The sequence below is a fragment of the Psychroflexus aurantiacus genome (assembly GCF_010820555.1).
Classification (GTDB): Bacteria; Bacteroidota; Bacteroidia; order Flavobacteriales; family Flavobacteriaceae; genus Psychroflexus; species Psychroflexus aurantiacus.
The window spans coordinates 102,749-121,688 of the sequence record NZ_JAAIKD010000007.1 but is presented as its reverse complement, the minus strand read 5'-3'; the positions used below and the strand labels follow the sequence as shown (position 1 = coordinate 121,688).

The 18,940-nt window shown below is 37.8% G+C and carries 21 protein-coding genes and 1 tRNA gene; 17 read left to right on the top strand and 5 right to left on the bottom strand.

All coding sequences use genetic code 11. From position 1 onward, the window contains the following. Positions 1–401 precede the first annotated feature (401 nt). Positions 402–1,457, bottom strand: coding sequence for an IS110 family RNA-guided transposase (locus G3567_RS12485; protein WP_164005649.1), 1,056 nt, complete (start codon positions 1,455–1,457; stop codon positions 402–404). Positions 1,458–1,652: 195 nt separating this feature from the next. Here G3567_RS12485 and G3567_RS12480 point away from each other — a divergent pair, with 195 nt between their 5' ends. Beyond that, on the top strand, positions 1,653–2,282 hold the full coding sequence (locus tag G3567_RS12480; protein WP_164005648.1) for a hypothetical protein: 630 nt from the start codon (positions 1,653–1,655) through the stop codon (positions 2,280–2,282). A gap of 99 nt (positions 2,283–2,381) precedes the next feature. On the opposite strand, the gene G3567_RS12475 is transcribed toward G3567_RS12480, so the two are convergent. Further along, complete coding sequence (locus G3567_RS12475) at positions 2,382–2,726, bottom strand: group II intron maturase-specific domain-containing protein (RefSeq protein ID WP_394351409.1); 345 nt, start codon at positions 2,724–2,726, stop codon at positions 2,382–2,384. 250 nt (positions 2,727–2,976) lie between these two features. Between G3567_RS12475 and G3567_RS12470 the strand changes: the two genes are divergently transcribed. From G3567_RS12470 to G3567_RS12445, 6 genes are all read left to right on the top strand, one after another. Continuing rightward, positions 2,977–3,243 (top strand): transposase, encoded by a 267-nt coding sequence (locus tag G3567_RS12470; RefSeq protein WP_164005647.1) that lies wholly within the window; start codon positions 2,977–2,979, stop codon positions 3,241–3,243. A gap of 89 nt (positions 3,244–3,332) precedes the next feature. After that, positions 3,333–4,268, top strand: coding sequence for a hypothetical protein (locus G3567_RS12465; RefSeq protein ID WP_164005646.1), 936 nt, complete (start codon positions 3,333–3,335; stop codon positions 4,266–4,268). Further along, entirely contained in the window at positions 4,246–5,241 is a 996-nt protein-coding gene (locus tag G3567_RS12460) for a hypothetical protein (protein WP_164005645.1), read from the top strand. Before G3567_RS12465 ends, G3567_RS12460 begins: the two co-directional genes overlap by 23 nt. An 84-nt stretch (positions 5,242–5,325) precedes the next feature. Then, a complete protein-coding gene (locus tag G3567_RS12455; RefSeq protein ID WP_164005644.1) occupies positions 5,326–5,595 on the top strand; it encodes a helix-turn-helix domain-containing protein in 270 nt (89 codons plus the stop codon). A gap of 4 nt (positions 5,596–5,599) precedes the next feature. Then, the gene (locus G3567_RS12450; RefSeq protein ID WP_164005643.1) at positions 5,600–7,063 is read left to right on the top strand and encodes a DNA primase family protein; all 1,464 of its coding nucleotides are present in this window, start codon (positions 5,600–5,602) and stop codon (positions 7,061–7,063) included. A gap of 66 nt (positions 7,064–7,129) precedes the next feature. After that, a complete protein-coding gene (locus G3567_RS12445; RefSeq protein WP_164005642.1) occupies positions 7,130–8,074 on the top strand; it encodes a DUF6371 domain-containing protein in 945 nt (314 codons plus the stop codon). 121 nt (positions 8,075–8,195) lie between these two features. Here G3567_RS12445 and G3567_RS12440 read toward each other — a convergent pair. Further along, positions 8,196–8,269 (bottom strand) — tRNA-Arg (locus G3567_RS12440). Between the two features lie 61 nt (positions 8,270–8,330). Here G3567_RS12440 and G3567_RS12435 point away from each other — a divergent pair. From G3567_RS12435 to G3567_RS12405, 7 genes are all read left to right on the top strand, one after another. Then, positions 8,331–8,843, top strand: coding sequence for an adenine phosphoribosyltransferase (locus G3567_RS12435; RefSeq protein ID WP_164005641.1), 513 nt, complete (start codon positions 8,331–8,333; stop codon positions 8,841–8,843). Positions 8,844–8,970: 127 nt separating this feature from the next. Continuing rightward, positions 8,971–9,648, top strand: a complete 678-nt coding sequence (folE, locus tag G3567_RS12430; protein WP_164005640.1) for a GTP cyclohydrolase I FolE — start codon at positions 8,971–8,973, stop codon at positions 9,646–9,648. Positions 9,649–9,651: 3 nt separating this feature from the next. Continuing rightward, positions 9,652–11,145 carry a cysteine--tRNA ligase gene (gene cysS, locus G3567_RS12425; protein WP_164005639.1) on the top strand — a complete coding sequence of 498 codons (1,494 nt, stop codon included), beginning with the start codon at positions 9,652–9,654 and terminating at the stop codon, positions 11,143–11,145. Between the two features lie 3 nt (positions 11,146–11,148). Next, positions 11,149–11,400, top strand: coding sequence for a membrane protein insertion efficiency factor YidD (gene yidD / locus G3567_RS12420; protein WP_164005638.1), 252 nt, complete (start codon positions 11,149–11,151; stop codon positions 11,398–11,400). 42 nt (positions 11,401–11,442) lie between these two features. Then, complete coding sequence (gene lgt, locus G3567_RS12415) at positions 11,443–12,267, top strand: prolipoprotein diacylglyceryl transferase (RefSeq protein WP_164005637.1); 825 nt, start codon at positions 11,443–11,445, stop codon at positions 12,265–12,267. Next, entirely contained in the window at positions 12,254–12,736 is a 483-nt protein-coding gene (locus G3567_RS12410; RefSeq protein ID WP_164005636.1) for a DUF192 domain-containing protein, read from the top strand. The genes lgt and G3567_RS12410 overlap by 14 nt, the downstream gene beginning before the upstream one ends. Positions 12,737–12,907: 171 nt before the next feature. Continuing rightward, complete coding sequence (locus tag G3567_RS12405) at positions 12,908–13,276, top strand: CoA-binding protein (RefSeq protein ID WP_164005635.1); 369 nt, start codon at positions 12,908–12,910, stop codon at positions 13,274–13,276. On the opposite strand, the gene G3567_RS12400 is transcribed toward G3567_RS12405, so the two are convergent. Next, positions 13,226–14,680, bottom strand: a complete 1,455-nt coding sequence (locus G3567_RS12400; RefSeq protein WP_164005634.1) for a sodium:solute symporter — start codon at positions 14,678–14,680, stop codon at positions 13,226–13,228. The genes G3567_RS12405 and G3567_RS12400 overlap by 51 nt on opposite strands. 83 nt (positions 14,681–14,763) lie before the next feature. Here G3567_RS12400 and recR point away from each other — a divergent pair, with 83 nt between their 5' ends. The 3 genes from recR to G3567_RS12385 all read left to right on the top strand — a co-directional run bounded on the left by recR (position 14,764) and on the right by G3567_RS12385 (position 17,942). Further along, positions 14,764–15,387, top strand: a complete 624-nt coding sequence (gene recR, locus G3567_RS12395; protein WP_164005633.1) for a recombination mediator RecR — start codon at positions 14,764–14,766, stop codon at positions 15,385–15,387. Positions 15,388–15,392: 5 nt separating this feature from the next. Next, positions 15,393–16,508: a glycosyltransferase family 2 protein gene (locus G3567_RS12390; protein WP_164005632.1), complete on the top strand. Its 1,116-nt coding sequence runs from the start codon at positions 15,393–15,395 to the stop codon at positions 16,506–16,508. An 84-nt stretch (positions 16,509–16,592) separates the two neighbouring features. Beyond that, positions 16,593–17,942, top strand: coding sequence for a dihydrolipoamide acetyltransferase family protein (locus tag G3567_RS12385; RefSeq protein ID WP_164005631.1), 1,350 nt, complete (start codon positions 16,593–16,595; stop codon positions 17,940–17,942). An 81-nt stretch (positions 17,943–18,023) separates the two neighbouring features. On the opposite strand, the gene G3567_RS12380 is transcribed toward G3567_RS12385, so the two are convergent. Beyond that, complete coding sequence (locus G3567_RS12380; RefSeq protein ID WP_164005630.1) at positions 18,024–18,938, bottom strand: FKBP-type peptidyl-prolyl cis-trans isomerase; 915 nt, start codon at positions 18,936–18,938, stop codon at positions 18,024–18,026. Positions 18,939–18,940 lie beyond the last annotated feature (2 nt).

Below are 18,940 nucleotides of genomic sequence, written 5' to 3'. Positions count from 1 at the left end.
TGGATCTCGAACGCAAAAAAAAACGCTTGGCAACACAGGCTCCTATGCAAAGCAATCGTCCTGATCTTAGTTCAAATTTATGATATTTTTCTTTTAAGCACTATCTCATTTACTTCTAATTTTTATATCACGTTTTATAAGGTTTGAAGCTTGCTTCATAGCTTATAAAATGTAAAAATAATAACTTGCTCAGCATCCTATGTGTGGTCAATAGATATCTACCGCCACCAGCATCTCTATGAGTGTAAGTTAAAAAAGTCCATCCACTTGCTATGAAAATGTGATCCAGCTGTAATCTAAATAGCTAGTCACCTGCGGTGTTTTGTGATATGGACTTTAAGGTTTTCTATGAGCTTTGTTATTGGTTTATAATTTTATCTCTATTCTTTAATTTTCATCTTTTATTGTATCACTCCTATCTCGTAAGGTATTTCTGTTTTTATAACGGCTAAAGTTCTACTCAGTAGTTTCCTGGCTACCTTGATGACTATCTTCTTGGTATCCTTGCCTAAATGCTTGCGATAATAATTCTGCATCACAGGGTCTGTTCTTATGGCTTGCCAGGAGGCTTCCACAAAATAAGATCGTATCAGTCTGTGCGCTCTTGGATTCATGCCCATAGTTTTATAATTGGAGCCACTTTGATGAATCCCTGGTGCAATGCCTACATAACCTGCCAGGTGTTTTAAACTACTGAATCGCCGAAGGTCTCCTAACTCTGATAATATGCCGCAGGCAACTATACCGCCAATTCCTGGAATACTTCTCAAGAGATAATAATCCCTTTTGTAGTGTTTTCTGCAATAGGCTCTGAGCTGATTGGAGACTTCTCTTAATTCTTTATCAATAAATCGAAAGCTTCGCATCTTGCTCTCCAGACTTCCTTTGCCCGTAGAATAATCAAATTCCAACTCATCTATCCACTGTCTAAACTTATGGCTCCAGTGGTCATTATCATGCTCCTCAGGGATATGAACACCATAGTAAAGTAGCTGCATTTTGATAAGGCTCTTAATGCGTCGATAGTCCTTGACCAGATCATTCCGCCTTCTAAAGAGACTGCGCAGTTCCTCACGTTCTTTACAAGGGATTGGAATACTCTTCAAGCGTCCATCTTTAAGCTCTCGGCTGATAAGTTGAGCATCTATCTTATCGGTCTTAGTAAAGCGTTCCTTGCCCTTACGGTGAATATCTGCTGGGTTAACTACCAATGAAGTCCAGCCATAACTTTCAAAACTTCTGTGAGCTTTGTATCCACAACACCCAGCTTCATAAGCTGTGGTGACTTCATAGCCTGAAAAGTGTTTAGTGACATACTTATGCAATTCCTCAGGATAGGGTTTCATGCTAAAAGACTTACCTGAAAATAAATCTGTAGCACAATGCACTTTCCAGCTTCGCTTGTGGATGTCAATTCCAATGTATAACTTTAACTCGGCACTAAGTTCAGTTTTCATTCTTTATATGTTTTGGTGAACTTTAAAGATACTGGACTTAGTGCTTTTTCATGGATGCTATATTTTATGGCTAGGGATATTACCGAATCGAAAATTTAGGTATGTTTATAAAAGAAAAAGTTTAACTGAAAAACTTGCGCTTGTTTTGCCGCCACAAAAACATATGCGAGAAACGTTGGGGACAATTTTAAAAAAATGAAATACGTAATTTTAATAATAACTGGACTTTTGATTTCATCTTGTGTTCAAAAACAGGAATCAAAAATGATAACCCAAAAAATAACAAAACCAATTGTGTTAGAAGCTGAATCAATTTTTGGAAAAGTTGAGGATGAAGTTGATGACAAAGTTGGAATGAATTTTAATGATCTTCAAAATAAAGTTTTTAAAATAGGAAGTGAAAATTATTACACAGGTGAATGTGCATTTTATTTTGAATGTGACTGTTGTTCAGGTGAATTGATTTTTAATCAAGATTCAACGTTTTATTACATAGATAAATGTGGATCTGACGAGTCAGTTAGAAAGGGTAATTTCAATTTTGAGAATAATGTCTTTGTTTTAGAATACGGTGCTGAAAGTGTAGCGAAAAGATATAATTGGGAGAGAGAAGTTGATACTACTGCAGTTGAATACTTTATAACTGACACAATTCTAAAGAGTGTAACAATTGAGTATACAGCAAGTTTATGTGATAGCAAAATAATGCTTGAAGATAAAAAACACGGACAATATGCAATAGAACAATCTTCTGATTGTAATAAAGCTTTAAAGTACTTGGAAGAAGAAAAATATATTGATAGAATTAAGAACCTGGAACAATAAAAACTGTCCCCAATCGAGTAGACGGCTCCGCCAGTAACTGACGGAGTGCGCCTCTCACACCACCCAGCATACGGTTCTCGTACTGGGCGGTTCGTATTATCAGAACTTCACTTTGTGGTAGTAGTATAGCATTTGCTCATAACCTCTGTGTTGCAAGCGTTTTACAGTTATTGTCGTTTTCAAGATTGGACTTTGAGCTACTGCCCAACCGCCCATTCTTGTTCGACTCCAAGCATAGGCTTGACCTTGCTCGATTCCTAACCTTATGAGGTTCTTGCGTTTTCGCTCCGGCTTCTTCCAGTCAGCCCAAATACAATACCGTAACCGATTTCGTAGCCACTCATCTAACTTTTTGAGTTTGCCCTCTAGGTTTCCTAAACGGAAATTGTTGAGCCATCCTCTGTATATAAGTTTGAGTTCTGCTAGACGTTCTGCTAAACGCATTGGTTTGGTTTTCTTGGTTATCTGCCTGAGCTTTCGCTTTAAGCTTTGCCATGACTTTTTATCTACTACAATCTGGTATTGCCCTTTTGCTCCTTTCTTATATGCTGGCACAAAACCATGCCCGAGTATTTTGAACGTATTAGGGCGTCTTATCCCGCTTTTATTACGGTTTATAGGTAGTTCTTGGCTATTTCCAAAAATAGGACAGTTAATAATTCGAATTTACTAACTTTAAATTCAAACTGTTACTATGAGAACAAGCAAATTTAGCGAGAGTCAAATCATCAAAGCTCTCAAAGCAAATGAACAAGGAAGATCCGTAGGTGATTTATCCAGAGAATTAGGAATAGACAAGAGTACGTTTTACTTTTGGCGTAAGAAGTATGGAGGCATGGAAAAGCAAGAACTCAAGCGTTTAAAAGAACTTGAAAAGGAGAACACTAAGCTGAAACAAATGTATGCAGATGTTAGCTTAGATAATAAAATGCTAAAAGACGTATTGTCAAAAAAGTTCTAGCGCCTTCCGACAAAAAATACGGCTAATAAAATCAATGATTTCATTAATACTTTTATAGAAGGCATGGCGGCTTAAAATGCAATTCAACTATGAATGAATTACTACTTATAAATAAGCATGTAGAGAACGTACTGGAAGATCAACCGAGTAGACAAGAGGTGATTGATTACCTAGATAACATTAAGAGATTACAAGTCGTAAATCATAATATTACATTTTTTATTGCTACAAGAAGTGAATTTGATGAACTAAGAAGACTTTGGCGCTTTATTCATACCTCAAAGTTAGAAGTAGATTATTATAGGGTTTTTATTTACGAAATACCAAAGGTTTTATATGATTGGTTAAGGTCTTATTCTTTTCAAGAAATTATAGATCAAATAGTTTATTATAATGCTTATTTAAACCTGTTAGCTTTACCTGTGGAAAGGTTTAAAGATATTCACCCTGTAATACTTGAACTTGTCTCCGATAAGTACGAAAATCTTCTGAAAGTCAATTTGGAAAAAATTGAAAACTTAAAATTTTACGAGAGTTTAATAAAAGATGTTGCTGTCTATTCAGGTATTCAAAAAGAGTCTTTGCTTAAATATATCATTTCCTTTTTTAAAGAATATAACACCTTACCTATTCCACCATTAATGGTAGACAGAGGCAAACGGATAAATGATGTGAATTGGGAACAAATAATTGATGGGTTCGATTTCAAAATTAAAATATACGGGAGTTTTAAATACTATTATAGTCTAACCAAAAGTAGACTAAGTATTACAAGGTCAGATTATGAATATACAACTAGACATCTTGACAAATGGAAGTTTTTCTTCAAAAATGATTATGAACTTTTAGATAGTATATATCCAGAGGTTAAGGTCGTTTCAGTTTCTGCCAAAAAGACAAAGTACTCATGGACATGTGAAATCTGTGGTCGGCCAGCAGATTTTGAGAATATGAAACAAGAATTACATCAATCAGATCAACCCTTATGCATAAAATGTTACTATGAAGAATACTTTGAAATATAGAAAAGAGGTCGATGAGCAATTGTCCAAATGTTTTAATCATTTGATTGAGCTTGATAAAGGTATATGCCTAACTCCATATTTGAAAAAACTCTTAAGCTCTGAACTACAATCCACCAAAATTCTGGCAAAATCTGTATTAAGATTTCTATTTACCTTCTCCAATACAAAATTCATATTTGATAATTCAATTTCAGAAACAAAAAAATTATTTCTCGATTTTCAAGAACATGGAGACAAAAGTTTTCTGTTTGATTTAAAGCGCAAATTAGAAGATGAAAATGAAAGGTTTTTAGTGTCTTATGAACTTTCTCAATATAAAGATTTCCATTTTAATTCAGATGATGCTTTACTAGAAGGCCTCAATTTTATTGATTTTTTTACTTCATTATGCGATAGTTTTAGGCTTAAAAAATTCAGATACCTTGTTGATGATTATTATGATGAAAATAAGGATACAATTTTAGATTTAGATAAACCCTTCAACATTTATGATGCCTTTCCAGATGCGGACTCACGCTTTACTCAGTTTATTCAAAACCGTGTTAACTTATATTACTTAAATTTTTTATTGGATAAAACTAAAACCGTTGATCACCGTCAAAAAGATATGAAAGAAAACCTGGAATTGTTTAAGCCTGGATCTGATTTTTCGAAAATTTTTAATGATCAAAAGGTAATACCTGAATTGATTTATGATTTTTTAAAAGACAGAGATAAAAAGTTCTTCACGCAGGCTAATTTGAATAGATTAAGATACATATTGGAACATTCCAAATACTTAGGTCATGTTATTATAAAAGGTAATGACCACGCCCCGGTAACATTTACGAAAGTTACGGGAATGTTCATTGGCAAAGACTATGATTTTAAAGACGAGTCAATAAATATAACTGACCGTGCTAAAAAAATAGTAAAAGGCTTAAAAAAATTTAGCGATCGTAAAAACCTGAATATCAAATACAAATACGTGTAGAGATCGTTTCGCATCGAAACGCTACTTTATTTAGCCTCATGTGACCCCTAGTTTTGGCATCAGATAATTTTAAACAAATTAATTATGTCAGAACCAAAACGCATCATTGATGCAACCATCGAAGAGTTGAAGTATGAGCTACTTCAAGAGATCAAACAAGAGCTCGCCAACTTAGTTCAAAAAATAAAGCCAAAGCCTCAAACCGTTTGGTTAACAAGAGATGAAGCCTCTGAAAGGCTCGGTGTCACTAAGCAGACGCTTCACAACTGGAATGTATCAGGAAAATTAAAGGCACACAAGCAGGGTGGAGTGGTGAGATACAAGTTAGCGGATGTTCAATCTTTTTATAAATAATGCTATGGAAAAATTGAACAAGCAGAATAAGCTACCCGATAACCCTGAATTAAACTTAGACAGTTTAGTTTCAGAGGAAGAGAAATTTATTGGACAATCGAAAACAAATTTTCAAATCCTTGATAAAATTCTAGATAATCTTGATCCAGTAAGTTTTGTGACTGAGGCGGGTGTTATGAAGGAGAAAGAGATAAAACAATATGAGTATAAGGTTATAGTTGTAAATGCGATACTCAAAAAATCAAAAGATTTGAAATTTGATTTTAGGAATTTTCAGGATAAGCTCTATGTATTCAACAGGTGTTACTGGTCTGCGCTAAGCAATGATGAATTGATGATTTTTTTGACTAAGTGTGCCAAAAAAACTGGTATTAAAAAAACGAAATCTCAATACTTTAAATTCTCCGAAGACCTTTTAAAACAATTTAAGACTAGAACTATTTCAGTTTCAAGTACAGAAACGAAGAAAAACTTAATCAACTTAAGAAATGGGACTTTAGAGATAGATAATAAAGATGTAAAATTAAGAGCTTTCGATAAAGAAGATTTTTTAACATACCAATTGGACTTTGATTATGATCCTGAAGCGGGCTCGCCAATTTTCCAGGCATTTTTGGATGAAGTTCTGCCTGATCAAACACTACAAAAAATCATCAGTGAATACTTGGGGAGTATTTTTATCAATTCAAACGATATAAAATTTGAGAAGGCCTTGTTCTTGTATGGAGGAGGATCCAATGGAAAAAGTGTCATTTTTGAAGTCATACAAGCCTTGTTAGGGTCTAATAACTTCTCAAGTTATCCACTTCACGATTTAACTACAAACCCTAATACAAGAGCTAAAATTAAGGACAAGCTTCTGAATTTTTCAAGTGAAGCAGGAGAAATAGGCTCTTTTGATATTTTCAAAAAGCTTGTATCTAGGGAGCCAGTGGACTCTCGATTACTCTATAAAGACGTATATGAGATAAGAAATTATGCCAAATTAATGTTCAACTGTAATGATTTACCCAAACAAAACGAACATACTCACGGCTATTTCAGGCGCTTTCTAATCATCCCGTTTGAAAAGACAATTGCAAAGAAAGATCAGGATAAAAGATTGGCTCAAAAGATAATCAATAATGAATTGTCAGGTGTTTTGAACTGGATTATTAATGGGATGCTAAGACTTTATGAGAATAAAGAATTTACTAACAGTGAAAAATCTCAAAAAGCTTCTGAAGAATTTGAATTGGATAGTGACTCGGTAAAGATGTTTTTACAGGAATGTCAATATGAAAAGTCAGTTGACCTCATGAGCCTTATGGATATATTTTTAAATTTTAAAAATTACTGTCTATCCAATGGCTATAAGGTATGTTCTAAGATCACATTATCAAAAAGATTGAAAGGACTTGGATATGAAAACAAACGGCAATCAGCTGGTATGTCTTTCTATATCCAAAAAAATAAAAGTTTAATATAAACTACATATTCTACATTATTTAGGTCGACCGTGTAGATAATGTAGTTATAAACAAAACTTTTTAAAATGAATAATCACAGATATACATTAGAGCCTTATAAGGGTAATAATACAAGATACAGATGTCCAGGATGTAAAGGAAAAAATGAATTTACAAGATATGTAGATTTACATACCCAGCGTCATATTGCTGAAAATGTTGGAATATGTAACAACACAAATAAATGTGGTTACCACTACCCTCCAAGAGAGTATTTTAGAGATAATATCAGACAAACCACACAAGGTAAAAGACAAGAACCTAAACAGCCTGATATTGATTTAAAGCAAGTCAAAAATCAAGAAGATAAGATTAGTCATTACCATACAGACCTAATCACAAAGTATAAGACCAATTTTTACGACAACAAATTTCTAAACTTCTTTAGTAAGCTACTTGGCCGTAATGAAGTAAATAAGTGGATAGAATTATATAATCTGGGAACCTACAATAAAGGATACTTAAAAGGTAGCACCATCTTTTGGCAAGTAGATCAAAACCTAAGAGTGAGAACAGGTAAGATCATGAAATATGATCAAAAGACGGGTAAAAGGTTACCTAAAATGCAAAATTGGTATCACTCAATTAACAATAAAGATAATTTCAACTTAAAACAAGTCCCCTTTGGACTACATCTATTGAGATATCACAAATCCAAAAAAATTGCAATAGTTGAAAGCGAGAAAACAGCCTGTTTAATGTCTACGTTTATGCCTGATTTCTTATGGCTAGCTATTGGTAGTTGCCAAAATTTGACCTACAAAATGCTTTCTGAGATAAAAAACAGAGACATTATCCTGTTTCCAGATGCGGGAAAATATGAATTATGGAGGTCAAAAATTCACAATCTGCCTACTTCAAATTTTTATGAAATTTCGGATTTGCTTCATTTAAAATCGACAAAAGAAGAAAAAGAAAGGGATTTTGATATTGCTGACTACTGCCTTTCGATGTATTTAAAGGAGGTTTGAAGGAATTTTATTGTCGTTGATTTTATTTGGTTCTAAGAGCAAATATTCAAATCGGGCACGCCTCAAGGCACGCCTCTAAATAAAAAACCCCTGTTTTACAGGGGTTTAAGTAGTAATTCTGTGACCTCGGCAGGATTCAAACCTGCAACCTTCTGAGCCGTAATCAGATGCGCTATTCAGTTGCGCCACGAGGCCTTTTTGGGAGTGCAAATATATTTCTTTTTATACTTTTACCAAACATAAAATCAGTTTTATCATGCAACTTACAGATTATATCAGAACAATCCCCGATTTTCCCAAGCCAGGAATCTCTTACAAGGACATCACTCCCCTACTTATAAACCACAAAGCCTGCGAATTTGCAGTTTCAGAATTAGTCAAGGGACTTAAAGGACAACACATAGACAAAGTAGTGGGCATAGAATCCCGGGGGTTTTTATTTGGAATGCTTTTGGCTCAAACCCTGGGGATTGGATTCGTTCCGATTCGAAAACCCAAAAAACTACCCGCTAAAACCTTGTCTCAGGCTTATGACCTGGAGTATGGCAGCGATACCATCGAAATTCATAAAGATGCTATTCAGAAAGGAGAACGCCTCCTGCTTCATGACGACTTGCTGGCGACAGGAGGCACGGCAGCAGCGGCCTGTCAGCTTCTGGAAAAACTGGGAGGTGAAATCGTTCAGGTTAACTTTATCATCGAACTGGATTTTCTGGAGGGACGAAAGCACTTACCCAAAGCCAAGGTAAACTCGCTTATTCACTATTAAAACGGATTCAAATTCAGAATAAATACAAAAAGCTTAGTTAATTTATTTCTGAAAACCTGATAAAGAACCAACTTGCAGTTACCAAAAGCGCAAAAAAGTTATCTTTGCAGCCACTAATTTTTAAGAAATGTGCGAACAAAAACAAAACAAGCTGATAGATGATATCGGTGATAATCATATTGCTACGTCTTACGAAAACCCCGTAAGAGATGATGCTTTTGATTTGACAGAAGAGGAGAAGATTGAAAAAATAAAAGGGCACGTCCATGAAATCATGCATACACTGGGCATGGATATGACAGACGACAGCTTGATGGGCACCCCAAAACGGGTGGCAAAAATGTACGTGAACGAAATTTTTGGAGGCCTCGATCCCAAGAAAAAACCAAAGGCTTCTACGTTTGAAAACAATTACAAATATGGCGAGATGCTTGTAGAAAAGAATATTACATTATATTCTACCTGCGAACACCACCTGTTGCCCATCGTAGGAAGGGCGCATGTCGCCTATATTTCCAGTGGAAGAGTGGTAGGTCTTTCCAAAATGAATCGGATTGTCAATTACTATGCAAGCCGACCACAAGTCCAGGAAAGATTAACCATGCAGATTGTAAAAGAGCTGCAACTTGCTCTCGATACTCAGGATGTCGCCTGCATCATCGATGCCAAACACCTTTGCGTCAACAGCCGTGGGATCAATGACATCGAAAGCAGCACGGTCACCAGTGAATTTGGAGGTAAATTTAAAGACGAAAATGTGAGAAAAGAACTTCTCAACTATGTCAATATGGACACTAAATTTTAACCAATGCCTTTATACGAGCACCAGAATTTAAAGATTTACAATTCCCTCTCCGGAGAAAAAGAAAGCTTTCAGCCGCTAACCGAAGGTTATGTTGGCATGTACGTGTGCGGACCTACGGTTTACAGCAAGGTGCATTTAGGGAATTGCAGAACTTTTATTTCTTTTGATTTGGTATTTCGTTACTTAAAGCATTTGGGTTACAAAGTCAGGTATGTCAGGAACATTACCGATGCCGGACATCTGGAAAACGACGGTGAAGAAGGCGAAGACAGAATAGCTAAAAAAGCTAAACTGATGGAAATCGAACCGATGGAAGTGGTCCAAAAATACAGCGTGGATTTTCATCAGATTCTGGAAAAATTCAACAACCTCCCTCCTAGTATTGAGCCTACGGCTACAGGCCATATCATTGAACAGATTGAAACCATCAAAACCATTCTGGATAAAGGTCTGGCTTATGAAGTCGATGGAAATGTTTACTTCGATGTGATGAAATACCATGAATCCCAGCATTACGGAAAACTTAGCGGTAGAAAAATAGAAGATCTTATTTCCAATACCAGAGCTCTGACCGGACAGTCTGACAAGAAAAATCCCCAGGATTTTGCCCTTTGGAAAAAGGCTGAACCACAGCACATCATGCGCTGGCCTTCGCCCTGGGGTGTGGGTTTCCCGGGCTGGCACCTGGAATGCACGGTGATGAGTTCCAAATATCTTGGGGATCAGTTCGATATTCACGGGGGTGGAATGGACCTGAAATTTCCACATCACGAATGCGAAATCGCTCAGGGCCATGCTTCGAGCGGCAAAGACCCTGTAAATTACTGGATGCATGCCAATATGCTGACGCTCAACGGCAAAAAAATGGCTAAAAGCACCGGCAATAACATCCTGCCCAATGAATTGTTTACAGGTGAAAATGAAAATTTATCGAAATCCTATACCGCACCTGTGGTCAGATTTTTTATGCTCCAGGCCAACTACAGAAGTATACTTGATTTTTCGGATGAAGCCTTGGCAGCTGCAGAAAAAGGATTTTACAAGCTGATGGAAAGCCTGACTACACTACAGACCCTAAAGGCTTCCAAAACTTCAGATTTTGAGGTTTCTGCCTGGAGAGACAAGTGTTACGAAGCCATGAATGACGATTTCAACAGCCCTGTCCTCATCGCGCATTTGTTTGAAGCGGTAAAGCAAATCAATCTGGCCAAAGCTGGCAAGCTCATTTTGGATCAAAACAGTCTGGATCTGCTGCGTACGACCCTGAAAGACTTTATTTTTGAGGTCCTGGGTCTTGAAGATGCTGAAAAAAATTCAAATGCGAAGGATACCTCTGACGATTTTGAAGAACTGATTCAGTTTTTAATTGACATGAGGAATCATGCCCGCCTTAACAAGGACTTTGACACCAGTGATAAAATAAGAGACAAACTCTTAGAGATGAAGGTAGAGCTTAAGGACACTAAGGAAGGAACCACGTTTCAGATAAACGCGTAAGCCATGTGGCGTCAGGTCTTGATTTTTCCGTTTGTGATGCTCATCAAGATCTATCAATGGATTCTGTCTCCTTTTCTAGGCTCCAACTGCAGGTTTCAGCCCACCTGTTCACACTATGCTTTAGAAGCCTTCAAAACGCACGGCGTCTTTCAGGGCTTTTACTTAAGCGGGATTCGAATTTCAAAATGTCACCCCTGGGGAAAATCCGGATATGATCCAGTTCCCCCGCCTAAAAAACATTCAGAAACGAATTGAAAGTTTCAATAATCTGTATATTAGCAACTAAATAATTTAAGCATGTTGCAAGCCATTCAATGGGACCCCTCACTGGGAATCGATTTAGGTATTTTTACGTTGAGATATTATAGCCTGATGTTTCTCATAGCTTTTGGAGCCGGATTTTACATTACAAAACAAATCTTCGTCTCTGAAGGTGTTTCTTTAGAAAAACTCGACAAACTTCTCATCTATACCATTCTTTCCACCTTAATAGGGGCGAGACTCGGGCATGTGATTTTTTATCAACCCGAATTATTTCTCGAAGATCCGCTGTCTGTTTTTCTGCCTGTCAGTTTTGTACCGGAGATTGAATTTACAGGGTTTCGGGGACTTGCCAGTCACGGTGCCGCTATCGGTATTGCCATTGGTATGTATTTTTACAGCAAAAATGTAACGAAGAAATCTATATTCTGGATTTTGGATCGCATTAGCATTCCCGTTGCACTTGGAGCTGTCTTTGTCCGTATTGGAAATTTTTTGAATTCTGAAATCGTCGGTAAGGCCACCGATTCCGACTTCGGGGTGGTGTTTGTTCAATTGGGAGAAAGCTTCCCAAGACACCCTGCGCAGCTATACGAGTCGGTCTGCTATTTAATCCTCTTCGGAATTTTATCCCTGCTGTTTTGGAAAACCAAGCTGAAAGAGAAAAAAGGGGTGCTTTTCGGGATCTTTTTTACCCTGCTTTGGACCATTCGTTTCTTTGTGGAATATGTTAAGGAACCTCAGGTAGCTGAGCGAGCCGATTGGTTGTTCAACACCGGACAGTTGCTGAGCTTACCTATGATTGTCATTGGACTTGGAATCATTTATTTTTCGAATAAAAAAGCCAGTGAAACAGCTTAAATCCTTTTCAGTCTTAGCCTTTGTGTTTTTGATTTTATCCTGTCAATCCAGGCAGAATCAAAACAAAGACCTTTCCCTGGATTTCGAATTTAAAAAAGATACGCTTTTAAGATTTATTCAGGATAAGGATACTATTGCTCGTATCTTTGAGATTGAGCTGGCTGAAACAGATTACGAAAAAGAAACCGGTTTGATGCACAGAACACAAATGCAAGCAAATCAAGGCATGCTTTTTATATATGATAAGGAAGCTGCAAGACCTTCGTTCTACATGAAGAATACGCACATTCCTTTAGATTTGATTTATTTGAATACAAACATGAGCATTGTGGATTTCAATTTGAACACCACTCCATTTTCTGAAGACTTAATCTCTTCGAATGTTCCCTCGCGTTATGTACTTGAAGTGAATGCAGGTCTTGTGGATGAGCTCAAACTTAAGAAAGGGGATCGGATCATAGTAAACTAAAAAAGGTAATCTGGCTGACTACCTTTTTTCAAAAGCATTTATAAGAGGCTAATCCAAGTAATACTGTTTAGTATATAAACGGTGAAAACAGTTTTTTGTTACGATTATTAACAGAGTTTAACACACGGATTGTCCCGACGGTCCCTTGCAGAAACCTATAAAATTTTAACTATGAAAAACACAACTTTAGTCATAGGCGCTTCAGAAAATCCATCTCGATATGCCCATAAAGCTATCCGGGCTTTACTTCAAAAAGGTCACGAGGTTATTGCTTTGGGAAAACATAAAGGAGAGGTAGAAGGTGTGGAAATTCAAACTGAAGTTTTATCTACCCTAGACGTAGACACCGTGACGCTTTACATCAACCCAGTGCATCAGAAGCATTACACCGCCTTTTTAATGGAATTAAAACCCAGGAGAGTCATTTTCAATCCAGGAACAGAAAATCCAGACCTGCAGCATCGGCTTGAAGACTCCGGAATCGAGACTTTAAACGCCTGCACTCTGGTGCTTTTGGCCACGGATCAATATGAGTCCTAAAAAGGTAAGGAATCCATTCAAAATCAGAATAAAAAAGCCAAATTCAAAGTTCAGATAAGCCAAGCTTAAGCTGCTTATGATATAGGACAGGACCGGTGAAAGTACGGCCACCACTGGTATCCAGTAATCTTTTACTCTACATTTGGTAAACAGGCCAAAGGCATAAAGCCCTAAAAGTGGTCCGTAGGTATACCCTGCAAATTCAAATAATTTGTTGATGACACTCTTGTCTTCAATGACATATTTAAACATCATCATCACACCAATAAGCACCAAAGAAATAAGGATGTGAATGTATTTTCTGACTTTGGTCTGAGAAGCCTCAGAATACCTTTCCTGAATATTTAAAATATCGATGCTTATAGACGTGGTAAGCGAGGTAAGCGCAGAGTCTGCACTGGAATAGGCGGCGGCAATAAGCCCCAGAATAAAGGTTACCGCTACGGCTACTCCCAAAACACCTGAGGCAGCCACTGCAGGAAACAAATCATCTCTGGTTTCTGTAATACCGATCAAGTCTGCATAATCGGTTAATAAAAGACCTAAGAGTAAAAACAAAAAATTGACAACTGTAAGCACCAGAGTAAACCAGAAAATATTCTTTTGGGCATCTTCCAGGTTTCTGCAGGTTAGATTTTTTTGCATCATATCCTGATCGAGACCTGTCATGACGATAGCGATAAACATTCCCGAAATAAACTGCTTAAAGAAGAAGTCTGAACTTTTGTAATCTTCGAAGAAGAAAATTTGAAAATTATCATGGGTTCCAAGATAGCTCCACAGGCTTTCAACCTGAAGCGCGTCTGAAATGAAGTAGATGGATATGCCTAAAGCGATGAGCATAAACAGCGTCTGAAGCGTATCGGTCCAGACAATCGTTTTAATTCCACTTTGGAAGGTGTAGAGCCAAATCAGTAAAATGGTAAGACTTACCGTAACATAATAGGGTATGCCCAGCGCGTCAAAGACGATAAGCTGGAGCACGTTCGCCACGAGGAACAGCCTGAAACTGGCTCCAACAATACGAGAGAGAATAAAATAAGACGCCCCTGTTTTGTAGGCACGGTTTCCAAATCGGGTATCCAAATACGTGTAAATAGAGGTCAGATTCAATCTATAATATAAGGGTAACAGCACCAGGCTGATCACGGCATAACCAATGGTATAGCCAAGAACCACCTGGAAGTAACTAAAACTGCTAAAGGCCACAGTTCCCGGAATGGAAATAAAGGTCACGCCACTCAGCGAGGCACCAATCATCCCAAAGGCTACCAGATACCAGGGAGACTGCTTATTGGCCTGAAAAAACTCGGAATTACTTCCACCCTTACTGGTCAAAAAGGAAATCAGAATCAGAACCGCAAAATAAGCCAGGACCAGGAGTAGAATTTGATAAGCTTGCATAGTCTAAGTTTGGCTGACGAAAATACAAATGTTTCCTTAAGATTTGAATAAAAACAAAACTCAAAATTGTATTTTAGCCCGGTATGGAATTTTCATCAAAGCATCTTGAAAAAGCAATAGAAGAAATTGCTTTATTGCCTGGAATAGGCAAACGCACAGCGCTAAGACTGGCGCTGCATTTATTGAAGCAGCCGCAATCTCAGACCACAGATCTGGCTACTGCCCTGGTAGATCTCAAAACCAAGGTCAAGCAGTGTAAAAGCTGTCATAACATTTCGGATCAAGACCTCTGCGGTATCTGTAAAGATCTGTCCAGAGACCATAGCATCATCTGTGTGGTTGAAGATATCCGGGATGTGATGGCTATTGAAAACACAGAACAGTACAAGGGGATTTACCACGTTTTGGGGGGTAAAATAAGTCCGATGGACGGCGTGGGGCCTCAGCAGCTTAATATAGTAAGCCTGGTCACCAAAATAAAGGCTGGTGATGTGAGTGAGATTATCTTTGCGCTAAGCAGTACCATGGAAGGAGACACGACCAATTTTTATATTTATAAACAAATTCAGGCTTCCGAAAAAAGTTTGAAAACCTCTACCATCGCCAGAGGCATCTCTATAGGTGATGAACTGGAATATGCCGATGAAATTACGTTAGGAAGAAGTATCATTCAGCGCGTGCCTTTTGAAAACTCGTTAAAAAACTAGGTCTCTTGAAACTTTCAGTTGTAATCTTAAACTACAAAGTTCCTTACCATCTGCTGTTATGTCTGGATAGTGTGACTCGGGCTACCGAACACATAGAGGCCGAAATCATCGTAGTTGATAATAACTCTGAAGATGAAAGCTGTGACCTGGTTCAACAGCATTTCCCAAAGGTCATCCTCATTAAGAACACCAAAAACTCAGGATTTTCAAAAGGGAATAACAGCGGAGTTAAAAAAGCCAAAGGAGAATATGTATGCCTTCTCAATCCCGATGTGGTAGTTCCAGAAGATTGTTTTACCAGAGTACTGGCCTATCATCAAGACCTTAAAAATCCAGGAGCTATAGGCGTACAGCTTGTGGATGGAAGTGGCGAGTTTTTGAACGAAAGTAAACGCAATATCCCTACCCCCCGGGTTGCGCTTAAAAAACTACTTGGGAATTCTTCAGCCTATTACAATTTCGATTTAAAAAAAGATGCTAATGGACCGACAGATATTCTGGTGGGAGCCTTTATGTTCATGAAGACTGAGTTATACCGAAGCACAGGAGGTCTGGATGAAGATTATTTCATGTACGGTGAAGATATTGACCTGAGTTACAGGATCAGGAAAGCCGGGTTTCAAAATTATTATTGTGGAGAAACTCAGGTTTTGCACTTTAAGGGAGAAAGCACCACCAAAGATGAGGTATATCTCAAAAACTTTTTTGAAGCGATGTCTATTTTTTACAGGAAACACTTCAGGACTTATAAAACCTCTTTCAAGCTTGTAAAACTTAGTCTTAAACCCATTATGGCTTTTGAAAAACTCAAAATCAATTCAATAAAAATCCAGACGCGACTGGTCGAAAACATCAGTTTAATTTCAGAAAATCAAGACTTGAAACAGGCTTTAAAAACTAAATTTGGCACTGCTGTCAATATAATGACGACAATCCCTTCAGAACAAAAGAATTCGTTAATTGTACTGGATGCCAACTTTATTTCCTACAAGGAATGCATAAAAACGATTATAAATTTAAAATCGAGGAACACTATTTTCAGAATTAAACCGGGAATTTTTAATTTTATGATCGGAAGTGAAAGTAAACATAAGAAAGGAGAGGTTACTGACCTGAGTTAAGAAGATAATAACTTAGGAATATAACTGGCTAAATTTTAGTAAATTTGCAATCTTAAATTGAAAAACACCTTTTAGGTTAAACATATGGCAAAAAAAGAATTAAAATTACCCAAGATGGGAGAGAGTGTTGCGGAAGCAACCATTACCAGTTGGTTAAAAGAAGTTGGAGATACCATAGAAGCAGATGAAGCGGTTCTGGAAATTGCAACAGATAAAGTAGATTCTGAAGTTCCTAGTGAATACGATGGGGTTTTGGTTGAAAAGCTGTTTGAGGTGGACGATGTCGTAAAAGTTGGTGAGGTCGTCGCTATTATTGAAGTAGATGGAGACGGAGAGGATGACGAGGCTTCACACGAAGCAGAAACCGATGTAACAGCTGAGGCTGAAGAAGCTGCTTCGGTGGTGGAAGAAAGCGTGAATCAGGCAAAAACAACAGCCGAAAGCGCTTCCAATTATTCGGATTCTACACGATTTTATTCCCCGCTTGTCAAAAATATTGCCCGTCAGGAAAACGTCTCTTTAGAAGAACTAGAGGCTATCAAAGGCACTGGTCTTGATGAAAGAGTGACCAAAGATGATATCCTGGCTTATGTGCAGGATAAAAAAGAAGGAAAAACCAGTCCGCAGAAAACTACAACGCCAACCGCTTCAGAAGAAAAAAGACCAGCTCCTCAGGCGAAAGCAGCGCCTGCTCCAAAAGTGAGTACCCCGGTAAACATCAATGCCGAAGATGAAGTCATTGAAATGAGCAGAATGGGAAAATTGATTTCCAGCCATATGATTGCCAGTACTCAAACCTCTGCACACGTTCAGTCTTTCATTGAAGTGGATGTGACAGATATCTGGAACTGGAGAAATAAACATAAAAATGAATTTCAGAAACGAGAAGGTGAAAAATTGACCTTCACCCCTATTTTCATGGAGGCGGTTGCTAAAACTATCAAGGATTTTCCAAAAATCAATATTTCTGTGGATGGCGACAGGATTGTGATGAAAAAACACATCAATCTCGGAATGGCCGCGGCCTTACCTGATGGTAATTTGATTGTTCCTGTGATAAAAGACGCAGATCAACTCAATCTGCTGGGTATGGCTAAAAAAGTAAATGACCTGGCCGGAAGAGCCAGAGATGGAAAACTGAAGCCAGATGAAACCCAAGGCGGAACTTACACAGTCACCAATGTTGGTACGTTTGGAAGTGTGATGGGAACCCCAATCATTAACCAGCCTCAGGTTGGAATACTGGCTCTGGGTGCTATCAGAAAAGTTCCTGCGGTTATTGAAACTCCGGCAGGGGATTTCATTGGTATCCGCCACAAAATGTTCCTGTCTCACAGTTATGATCATCGTGTTGTGAACGGTGCGCTTGGCGGACAATTCATTCAAAGAATGAAAGAATATCTGGAAAATTTTGATACGGAAAGAAGTATCTAATCACCAATACATCTAAATCAAAAAGCCCTTAAATTAAATTTAAGGGCTTTTTAATTTTAACTAAAGTATATATATCAGGTTCTATGCCGGAAAGGTCGGATCCAAATAATCCGGAGTGCCATTGCTGTTGGAATCAGGCAGGGGTAAAATGAGATTACCATCTTCGTCTAAATTGACCTCTTCTCGTGTAGGAACACCATCGCCATCATCATCCTGATCTGCAAAATTGGGGATTCTATCTTCATCGGTATCATCATCATTGAGGCGTCTATTGCCGTTCACATCTTCCATCCAGGATGGAACTCCGTCTCTGTCGTGATCGTTTTCTACAGATTTATACAATTGAAAATTAAATACAATAGGCTCGTAAGCGGCTATTCCAGAGCCTGGAGGAGGAACAGAAAAATAAGCAATCCCAGAAGGTATAAATACTGAGCCTGTTCCAAAATTATCATCAAACGAAACCGTACCGTCAGGATCTTCCATAACGCCGGTCGATCCTCTAAACTCATCCATAACTTCGTAAAATCCGACTATATTGTTTCTCAAATCGAACCAAATCGGGTTGGGAGAGTTGTCAAATACTTCCTGTTCGGTAAGTGAGAATCCATTGTAAGTCACTAAAACCGAGTCTGCAAAGGTTGGTTTTCTAACAGATTCTGCTCCTTCTCTTATTTGTAAATAATAAAGCGTGTAATCCACGTCACGCTGTGTAACCGTTTTAGACTTCAAAAACTCAGAGTCCATCACCGGTTGTTTATCTGTATCATCTTCGCCAATTTCCTTATAAACAATACTTTGAAAATTTGGATTTTGTGGATTATCTACCAGTTCGTAGTAATGGGTTTTCAGGAAAGTTTCAATTTGTTCCAGGTTTTCAGCTTTAACTTCCTCAAGGTCTCTTGTAACAACTTGCTCATCACCCCCATCATCATCAGAACTACATGAAACGATAAGTAAAAGAATAAAAATTAAAACTAGATTTTGTATTTTCATTT